The organism is Kitasatospora sp. NPDC057738 (assembly GCF_042798815.1).
GTDB classification, from domain to species: domain Bacteria; phylum Actinomycetota; class Actinomycetes; order Streptomycetales; family Streptomycetaceae; genus Kitasatospora; species Kitasatospora lactacystinica.
Map to the genome: position 1 here is coordinate 73,749 of NZ_JBHVJT010000034.1, position 9,095 is coordinate 82,843.

Consider the following 9,095-nt stretch of genomic DNA (forward strand, 5'->3'; position numbering starts at 1 on the left):
GGGGGGGGGGGGGGGGGGGGGGGGGGTGTGGGGGGGGAGGGGGGGGGGGGGGGTTCTGGGGGGGTCTGGGGGATGGTTGGTTGGTGGCTTTCCGGTGGGCCCTCTTCTGGGCCCCCCGACACCGCGGCGCGGCCCCCGGTCAGGGGAGCCGCGCCGTGACGTTTCTGCTTGCGGGTACGACCGGAAATCAGGCCGGGTCGTCCCTGGATCCGCCGGCGGGAGCCGGTGCGGCGAGCCTCAGCTCGCGTCCTCCTCGCGCACCGCGCGGCGCGCGTCGGGGTTCAGCACGCCCCAGGAGATCAGCTGCTCGGTGAGGATCGACGGCGACTGGTCGTAGATGACGGCCAGGGTGCGCAGGTCGTCCTGACGGATCGACAGCACCTTTCCGTTGTAGTCACCGCGCTGGCTCTGGATGGTCGCCGCGTAGCGCTGCAGCGGGCCGGCCTTCTCCGAAGGGACCTGGGTCAGTCTCTCCAGGTCGAGGACCAGGCGCGGCGGCGGCTCGGCCGCGCCGCCGGGCGTACCGCCGGGCAGCAGCTCCTGCACCGGGACGCCGTAGAACTCCGCCAGTTCGGCCAGCCGCTGCACGGTGACCGCACGGTCACCGCGCTCGTACGAGCCGACGACGACTGCCTTCCAGCGCCCCTGGGACTTCTCCTCGACACCGTGCAGGGAGAGACCCTGCTGAGTGCGGATCGCTCGGAGCTTGCCTCCGAGTTGCTTCGCGTAGTCGCTGGACATTGATCTCCCCGGACGAGATTGCTTCGCGTTCAGTGGTGGGTCACGGGCGATTGCCGACGCCGTTACCGGTGGGTCCGACGTCCGTCTCGTAACTCACTGTGAGGTTACGTAGAGTAAGGTAGTTGCGTCAAGCCGAATGGGGCAGTCGTGCGAATGGCCCGCATCGTCGGCGCGTCCGGAGTGTTAACCCCGGGAAGCGGAATGATGGCCGTCTGTTTGCGATCCGGCGCGCTGCTAGGATGGCCCGAAGCCCGCGCCCGGTCGGCGGGGGCAGTCCCCAGACATCCTTTAAGACCCGTCCCGTGAGGCGGGGAAGGAGGTCCGCTTCGGCATGACCACACACCATGAACCGACGCCCCGGGCACCGCACCAGGTGCTGGACGGCACGGACATCGCCCGGGTCCTCACCCGGATAGCGCATGAGATCGTCGAGCGCGCCAAGGGCGCGGAGGACGTCGTGCTGCTCGGCATCCACACCAGGGGCGTCCACCTCGCCCGCCGCCTGCACGGCCGGCTGGCCCAGATCACCGGGCGCGAGATCCCGCTGGGCACCCTGGACATCACCATGTACCGGGACGACCTGCGGCTGAAGCCCGCCCGCGCCCTGGAGCACACCGAGATCCCGCCCGGCGGCATCGACGGCAAGCTCGTCATCCTCGTCGACGACGTGCTCTTCTCCGGCCGGACCATCCGCGCCGCGCTCGACGCGCTGAACGACATCGGCCGCCCGCGCGCCGTCCAGCTCGCCGTCCTGGTCGACCGCGGCCACCGCGAGCTGCCGATCCGCGCCGACTACGTCGGCAAGAACCTCCCCACCTCGCTGCGCGAGGCCGTTCAGGTGCGCCTGTCCGACAGCGACGGCGTGGACGCCGTCCTGGTCGGCGACCGCGACTTCGCCGCCCGCAGCTCGCAGGCCCTGGCACCCCAGTCTTCCGAACCGCACCTCCCGGAGTAACCCGCGTGAAGCGCCACCTCGTCTCCGCCGCCGATCTCAGCCGCGACGACGCGCTGCTGATCCTGGACACCGCCGAGGAGCTGGCCCAGCTCTCCGGCCGGGCCGTGAAGAAGCTGCCCACGCTGCGCGGCCGCACCGTCGTCAACCTCTTCTTCGAGGACTCCACCCGGACGAAGACCTCCTTCGAGGTCGCCGAGAAGCGCCTCTCGGCCGACGTCATCAACTTCTCCGCCAAGGGCTCCTCGGTCTCCAAGGGCGAGAGCCTGAAGGACACCGCGCTGACCCTCCAGGCGATGGGCGCCGACGCGGTGGTCATCCGCCACCACGCCTCCGGCGCGCCGGCCCGGCTGGCCCAGTCCGACTGGCTGCACGGCAGTGTGATCAACGCCGGTGACGGCACCCACGAGCACCCCACCCAGGCGCTGCTCGACGCCTTCACCATGCGCCGCCACCTCAACCCGGGCAGCGGCAACGACCTGGCCGGGCGCCACGTGACCATCGTCGGCGACGTCCTGCACAGCCGGGTCGCCCGATCCAACGTCCACCTGCTGAACACCCTCGGCGCGCAGGTCACCTTCGTCGCCCCGCCCACGCTGCTGCCGATCGGGGTCGAGAACTGGCCCTGCGAGATCAGCTACGACCTCGACGCCGTGCTGCCCAAGACGGACGCGCTGATGATGCTGCGGGTGCAGCGCGAGCGGATGAACGCCGCGTTCTTCCCCACCGAGCGCGAGTACAGCCGCCGCTACGGCATGAACGGCCGCCGGATGGCCCAGCTGCCGGACCACGCGATCGTGATGCACCCCGGCCCGATGGTCCGCGGCATGGAGATCACCGCCGAGGTCGCCGACTCGCCGCGCTGCACCGCCATCGAGCAGGTCGCCAACGGCGTCTCCGTCCGGATGGCCGTCCTGTACCTGCTGCTCGGCGGAGCCACCCTCGCCGACACCACCCGCACCGACTCCGTGGAGACCGCCCAGTGACCAGCTACCTGATCCGCAACGCCAAGATCCTGGGCGGCGACCCGCAGGACCTCCACCTCGCCGACGGCGTGATCCAGGAGATCGGCACCGGCCTGACGGTCGAGGCGGACATCGAGATCGACGCCACCGGGCTGATCGCCCTGCCCGGCCTGGTCGACCTCCACACCCACCTGCGCGAGCCCGGCCGCGAGGACGCCGAGACCGTGCTCACCGGCACCCGGGCCGCCGCGATGGGCGGCTTCACCGCCGTGCACGCGATGGCCAACACCACCCCGGTGGCCGACACCGCCGGCGTGGTCGAGCAGGTCTGGCGGCTCGGCCAGGAGTCCGGCTACTGCGACGTGCAGCCGGTCGGCGCCGTCACCGTCGGCCTGGAGGGCAAGAAGCTCGCCGAACTCGGCGCGATGCACGAGTCCGCCGCGGGCGTCCGGGTCTTCTCCGACGACGGCAAGTGCGTGGACGACGCGGTGCTGATGCGCCGCGCCCTGGAGTACGTCAAGGCCTTCGACGGCGTCGTCGCCCAGCACGCCCAGGAGCCGCGGCTGACCGAGGGCGCCCAGATGAACGAGGGCCAGGTCTCCGGCGAGCTCGGGCTCGGCGGCTGGCCGGCCGTCGCCGAGGAGTCGATCATCGCCCGCGACGTGCTGCTCGCCGCGCACGTCGGCTCCCGGCTGCACGTCTGCCACCTCTCCACCGCCGGCTCGGTCGAGATCGTCCGCTGGGCCAAGTCCAAGGGCTGGGACGTCACCGCCGAGGTGACCCCGCACCACCTGCTGCTCACCGACGAGCTGGTCCGCACCTACGACCCGGTGTACAAGGTGAACCCGCCGCTGCGCACCGCCGAGGACGTCCAGGCGCTGCGCAAGGCGCTGGCCGACGGCACCATCGACGCCGTCGCCACCGACCACGCGCCGCACCCGGCCGAGGACAAGGACTGCGAGTGGGCCGTGGCCGCGATGGGCATGGTCGGCCTGGAGACCGCGCTGTCGGTCGTGCAGCAGACCATGGTCGACACCGGCCTGCTGAACTGGGAGGCCGTCGCGGACCGGATGTCGCACCGCCCGGCCCGGATCGGCCGTCTCAGCGGCCACGGCCGGCCGATCTCGGTGGGTGAGCCCGCCAACCTGGTGCTGTTCGATCCCGCGTACCGTGGAGCCGTGAACCCGGACAGCTTCGCCACCCGCAGCCGCAACACCCCCTACAAGGGCCTGGACCTGCCCGGACGGGTGCACGCCACCTTCCTGCGCGGGCGCGCCACCGTGCTGGCCGGGGAGCTCGCCGAGCAGGGCGGCACGGAGTGATGCTCCACGCCACGCTCGCCCAGGAGCAGGCGAAGGTCACCGACTGGCCCGGCTACATCGGCTGGTCCATCGGCCTGCTGATCGTGATCGGCCTGGTCTACTGGCTGATGCGCCAGGGCTGGAACTGGCGGCGCACCCTGCAGTCCGGCATCCCGCCGCTGCCGGCCGTGCCGGACCGCGCCGGGCGCACCATCCTGGAGACCAGCGGCCGGTACCACGGCACGACCACCGCCGGGAACTGGCTCGACCGGGTCGTCGCCCACGGCCTGGGCACCCGCAGCCGCGCCGACCTCACCCTCGGCGAGGACGGCCTGCTGGTGCAGCGCCCCGGTGACGTCGACTTCTGGATCCCGGCCGAGCACCTGACCGGTGCCCGCACGGACTCCGGGATCGCCGGCAAGGTCGTCCCCTCCGGGCTGCTCGTCGTCAGCTGGGCGCACGAGGGCACCGAGCTGGACTCCGGCTTCCGGGCCGACCACCCCGACGAGCACGCCGCCTGGGTCGAGGCGATCGCTCTACTCGCAACACGTACGAAGACGAAGACGGAAGAGGCCGCGCAATGACCGCACCTGCCCCCACCACGCAGCGCCAACGGCGGGAACGAGTGCCTGCCGTGCTCGTCCTGGAGGACGGCCGGACCTTCCGCGGACAGGCCTACGGCGCCATCGGCGAGACCTTCGGCGAGGCGGTCTTCAACACCGGCATGTCCGGCTACCAGGAGACCCTCACCGACCCGTCGTACCACCGCCAGGTGGTCGTGATGACCGCCCCGCAGATCGGCAACACCGGCTGGAACGACGAGGACGACGAGTCCAAGCAGATCTGGGTCGCCGGCTACGTGGTGCGCGACCCCGCCCGGGTCGCCTCCAACTGGCGCTCCCTGCGCCCGCTCGACGAGGAGCTCGTCAACCAGGGCGTCGTCGGCATCAGCGGCATCGACACCCGCGCGCTGACCCGCCACCTGCGCGAGCGCGGCGCGATGCGCTGCGGCATCTTCTCCGGCGAGGCGCTGGCCGACCCGGCCGCCCTGCTCGCCCGGGTGCAGCAGTCGCCCGAGATGAAGGGCGCCGACCTGTGCGCCGAGGTCGCCACCACCGAGCCGTACGTGGTGCCCGCGATCGGTGAGAAGCGCTTCACCGTCGCCGCGCTGGACCTCGGCATCAAGGCGATGACCCCGCAGCGGATGGCCGAGCGCGGCATCGAGGTGCACGTGCTGCCGGCCAACTCCACCCTGGAGGACGTCTACGCCGTCAACCCGGACGGCGTCTTCTTCTCCAACGGCCCGGGCGACCCGGCCACCGCCGACCACCAGGTCGCCGTCGCGCAGGGCGTGCTGGAGCGCGGGACCCCGTTCTTCGGGATCTGCTTCGGCAACCAGATCCTCGGCCGCGCCCTGGGCTTCGGCACCTACAAGCTCAAGTACGGCCACCGCGGCATCAACCAGCCGGTGCAGGACCGCACCACCGGCAAGGTCGAGGTGACCGCCCACAACCACGGCTTCGCCGTGAACGCCCCGCTGGACAAGGTGAGCGACACCCCCTACGGGCGGGTCGAGGTCTCCCACGTCTGCCTCAACGACGACGTGGTCGAGGGCCTGCAGGCACTCGACGTCCCCGCCTTCAGCGTGCAGTATCACCCCGAAGCGGCCGCCGGTCCGCACGACGCCGCCTACCTGTTCGACCGCTTCGTGAAGCTCATGGAGGGCCAGCGTGCCTAAGCGCAGTGACATCAAGTCCGTCCTGGTGATCGGCTCCGGCCCGATCGTGATCGGCCAGGCCGCCGAGTTCGACTACTCGGGTACGCAGGCCTGCCGGGTCCTCAAGGCCGAGGGCCTGCGGGTCGTGCTGGTCAACTCCAACCCGGCCACGATCATGACCGACCCGGAGATCGCCGACGCCACCTACGTCGAGCCGATCACCCCGGAGTTCGTCGAGAAGATCATCGCCAAGGAGCGCCCCGACGCGCTGCTGCCGACCCTGGGCGGCCAGACCGCGCTCAACACCGCGATCTCGCTGCACGCGGCGGGCACGCTGGAGAAGTACGGCGTCGAGCTGATCGGCGCCGACGTCGAGGCGATCAACAAGGGCGAGGACCGCGAGCTCTTCAAGGGCGTCGTCGAGGCCGTCAACGCCAAGATCGGCTACGGCGAGTCCGCCCGCTCGGTCATCTGCCACACCATGGACGAGGTGCTGGCCGGCGTCGACACGCTCGGCGGCTACCCGGTCGTCGTGCGCCCCTCCTTCACCATGGGCGGCGCCGGCTCCGGCTTCGCCCACAACGAGGAGGACCTGCGCCGCATCGCCGGCCAGGGCCTGACCCTCTCGCCGACCACCGAGGTGCTCCTGGAGGAGTCCATCCTCGGCTGGAAGGAGTACGAGCTGGAGCTGATGCGCGACAAGAACGACAACGTCGTGGTCGTCTGCTCCATCGAGAACTTCGACCCGATGGGCGTGCACACCGGTGACTCGATCACCGTCGCCCCGGCGATGACCCTCACCGACCGCGAGTACCAGATCCTGCGCGACATCGGCATCGCCGTCATCCGCGAGGTCGGCGTCGACACCGGCGGCTGCAACATCCAGTTCGCGGTCAACCCCGAGGACGGCCGGGTCATCGTCATCGAGATGAACCCGCGGGTCTCCCGCTCCTCGGCGCTCGCCTCCAAGGCCACCGGCTTCCCGATCGCCAAGATCGCCGCCAAGCTGGCCGTCGGCTACACCCTGGACGAGATCCCCAACGACATCACCGAGCAGACCCCGGCCTCCTTCGAGCCGACCCTCGACTACGTCGTCGTCAAGGTGCCGCGGTTCGCGTTCGAGAAGTTCCCGAGCGCCGACGCCACCCTGACCACCACCATGAAGTCCGTCGGCGAGGCCATGGCCATGGGCCGCAACTTCCCCGAGGCGCTGCAGAAGGCGCTGCGCTCGCTGGAGAAGAAGGGCTCCCAGTTCTCCTGGACCGGCCCCGTCGGCGACAAGGCGGAGCTGCTGGCCAAGGCGGTCGTGCCGACCGACGGCCGGATCAACACCGTGATGGACGCCGTCCGGGCCGGCGCCACCCCGGAGGAGGTCTTCGAGTACACCAAGATCGACCCGTGGTTCGTCGACCAGCTCTTCCTGCTGGACGAGATCGCCGGCGAGCTGGCCGAGGCCGCCGAGCTCACCCCCGACCTGCTGCGCCACGCCAAGCGGCACGGCTTCTCCGACCAGCAGATCGGCGAGATCCGCGGCCTGAAGCCGGACGTGGTCCGCGAGGTGCGCCACGCCCTCGGCATCCGCCCGGTGTTCAAGACCGTCGACACCTGCGCCGCCGAGTTCGCCGCCAAGACCCCGTACTTCTACTCGTCCTACGACGAGGAGAACGAGGTCGCCCCGCGCACCAAGCCCGCCGTGATCATCCTGGGCTCCGGCCCGAACCGCATCGGCCAGGGCATCGAGTTCGACTACTCCTGCGTGCACGCCTCCTTCGCGCTCGCCGAGGCCGGGTACGAGACCGTCATGGTCAACTGCAACCCGGAGACCGTCTCCACCGACTACGACACCTCCGACCGGCTCTACTTCGAGCCGCTCACCCTGGAGGACGTGCTGGAGATCGTCCACGCCGAGCAGCAGGCCGGCCCGCTCGCCGGTGTGATCGTCCAGCTCGGCGGCCAGACCCCGCTGGGCCTGGCCCAGGCGCTCAAGGACAACGGCGTGCCGATCGTCGGCACCCAGCCCGAGGCGATCGACCTCGCCGAGGAGCGCGGCGCCTTCGGCCGCGTCCTGCGCGACGCCGGCCTGCCGGCCCCCAAGCACGGCACCGCCTTCTCCTTCGAGGAGGCCAAGGCGATCGCCGACGAGATCGGCTACCCCGTGCTCGCCCGCCCGTCCTACGTGCTCGGCGGCCGCGGCATGGAGATCGTCTACGACGAGGCCTCGCTCGCCTCCTACCTGGAGCGCCACGCCGGCCTGATCTCCGAGCACCCGGTGCTCATCGACCGCTTCCTCGACGACGCGGTGGAGATCGACGTCGACGCGCTCTACGACGGCACCGAGCTCTACCTCGGCGGCGTCATGGAGCACATCGAGGAGGCCGGCATCCACTCCGGCGACTCCGCCTGCGCGCTGCCCCCGATCACCCTCGGCGGCCACGACATCAAGCGCCTGCGCACCTCCACCGAGGCCATCGCGCGCGGTGTCGGCGTCCGCGGTCTGATCAACATCCAGTTCGCCCTCTCCGGCGACATCCTCTACGTGCTGGAGGCCAACCCGCGCGCCTCCCGCACCGTCCCGTTCACCTCCAAGGCGACCGCCGTGCCGCTGGCCAAGGCCGCCGCCCGGATCTCGCTCGGCGCCACCATCGCCGAGCTGCGCGCCGAGGGCCTGCTCCCGGCCGAGGGCGACGGCGGCACGCTGCCCGCCGACGCGCCGATCGCGGTCAAGGAGGCAGTGATGCCGTGGAGCCGCTTCCGCGACATCCACGGCCGCGGGGTGGACACGGTGCTCGGCCCGGAGATGCGCTCGACCGGTGAGGTCATGGGCATCGACAAGGTGTTCGGCACCGCCTACGCGAAGGCGCAGTCCGGCGCGTACGGCGCGCTGCCGACCAAGGGCAAGGTCTTCGTCTCGGTGGCCAACCGGGACAAGCGCAACCTGGTCTTCCCGGCCCGCGCGCTGGTCAACCTCGGCTTCGAGGTGCTCGCCACCGCCGGCACCGCCGAGGTGCTCCAGCGCGGCGGCATCCCGTCCACGCTGGTGCGCAAGCACAGCGAGGGCGAGGGCCCGAACGGCGAGCGGACCATCGTCCAGCTGATCCACGACGGTGAGGTCGACCTCATCATCAACACGCCGTACGGCACCGGCGGCCGCCTCGACGGCTACGAGATCCGCACCGCGGCCGTGGCCCGCGCGGTGCCCTGCCTGACCACCGTCCAGGCGATGGGCGCGGCCGTGCAGGGCATGGACGCGCTGCTGCGCGACGAGGTCGGGGTGATGTCGCTCCAGGAGCACGCCGAGCTGATCAACGCCGGCCGCAAGTAGCACCACCGCAGTGGGGGGGACCTGGACAGCGGGGGGCGCGCTCCTTGCCGGCGCGCGCCGCACATCGCCCCCCATCCACCTTTCCCCTAAGGGGAGT

General features: G+C 71.2%; 7 protein-coding genes. 6 read left to right on the forward strand and 1 reads right to left on the reverse strand.

The features are described 5' to 3' along the window. Positions 1-237: 237 nt before the first annotated feature. A complete protein-coding gene (locus tag ACFVGO_RS20090; protein WP_030056198.1) occupies positions 238-741 on the reverse strand; it encodes a transcriptional regulator in 504 nt (167 codons plus the stop codon). A gap of 331 nt (positions 742-1,072) precedes the next feature. Here ACFVGO_RS20090 and pyrR point away from each other — a divergent pair, with 331 nt between their 5' ends. The 6 genes from pyrR to carB are packed head-to-tail and all read left to right on the forward strand — an operon-like array spanning position 1,073 to position 8,998. Further along, complete coding sequence (pyrR, locus tag ACFVGO_RS20095; protein ID WP_359897432.1) at positions 1,073-1,696, forward strand: bifunctional pyr operon transcriptional regulator/uracil phosphoribosyltransferase PyrR; 624 nt, start codon at positions 1,073-1,075, stop codon at positions 1,694-1,696. 5 nt (positions 1,697-1,701) lie between these two features. Beyond that, on the forward strand, positions 1,702-2,679 hold the full coding sequence (locus ACFVGO_RS20100; RefSeq protein ID WP_359897430.1) for an aspartate carbamoyltransferase catalytic subunit: 978 nt from the start codon (positions 1,702-1,704) through the stop codon (positions 2,677-2,679). Further along, entirely contained in the window at positions 2,676-3,980 is a 1,305-nt protein-coding gene (locus tag ACFVGO_RS20105) for a dihydroorotase (RefSeq protein ID WP_380351166.1), read from the forward strand. The genes ACFVGO_RS20100 and ACFVGO_RS20105 overlap by 4 nt, the downstream gene beginning before the upstream one ends. After that, positions 3,980-4,543, forward strand: a complete 564-nt coding sequence (locus ACFVGO_RS20110; protein ID WP_359897426.1) for a hypothetical protein — start codon at positions 3,980-3,982, stop codon at positions 4,541-4,543. The genes ACFVGO_RS20105 and ACFVGO_RS20110 overlap by 1 nt, the downstream gene beginning before the upstream one ends. Further along, positions 4,540-5,697 carry a glutamine-hydrolyzing carbamoyl-phosphate synthase small subunit gene (carA, locus tag ACFVGO_RS20115; protein WP_359897424.1) on the forward strand — a complete coding sequence of 386 codons (1,158 nt, stop codon included), beginning with the start codon at positions 4,540-4,542 and terminating at the stop codon, positions 5,695-5,697. The genes ACFVGO_RS20110 and carA overlap by 4 nt, the downstream gene beginning before the upstream one ends. Beyond that, complete coding sequence (gene carB / locus ACFVGO_RS20120; RefSeq protein ID WP_359897422.1) at positions 5,690-8,998, forward strand: carbamoyl-phosphate synthase large subunit; 3,309 nt, start codon at positions 5,690-5,692, stop codon at positions 8,996-8,998. Before carA ends, carB begins: the two co-directional genes overlap by 8 nt. The last annotated feature ends 97 nt before the right edge of the window (positions 8,999-9,095 follow it).

Excerpts from the sequence above, each read along its gene's own strand:
- ACFVGO_RS20090 (WP_030056198.1), bottom strand. The coding sequence starts at position 741 with ATGTCCAGCGACTACGCGAAGCAACTCGGAGGCAAGCTCCGAGCGATC.
- carA (WP_359897424.1), top strand. The coding sequence starts at position 4,540 with ATGACCGCACCTGCCCCCACCACGCAGCGCCAACGGCGGGAACGAGTG.
- pyrR (WP_359897432.1), top strand. The coding sequence starts at position 1,073 with ATGACCACACACCATGAACCGACGCCCCGGGCACCGCACCAGGTGCTG.
- ACFVGO_RS20110 (WP_359897426.1), top strand. The coding sequence starts at position 3,980 with ATGCTCCACGCCACGCTCGCCCAGGAGCAGGCGAAGGTCACCGACTGG.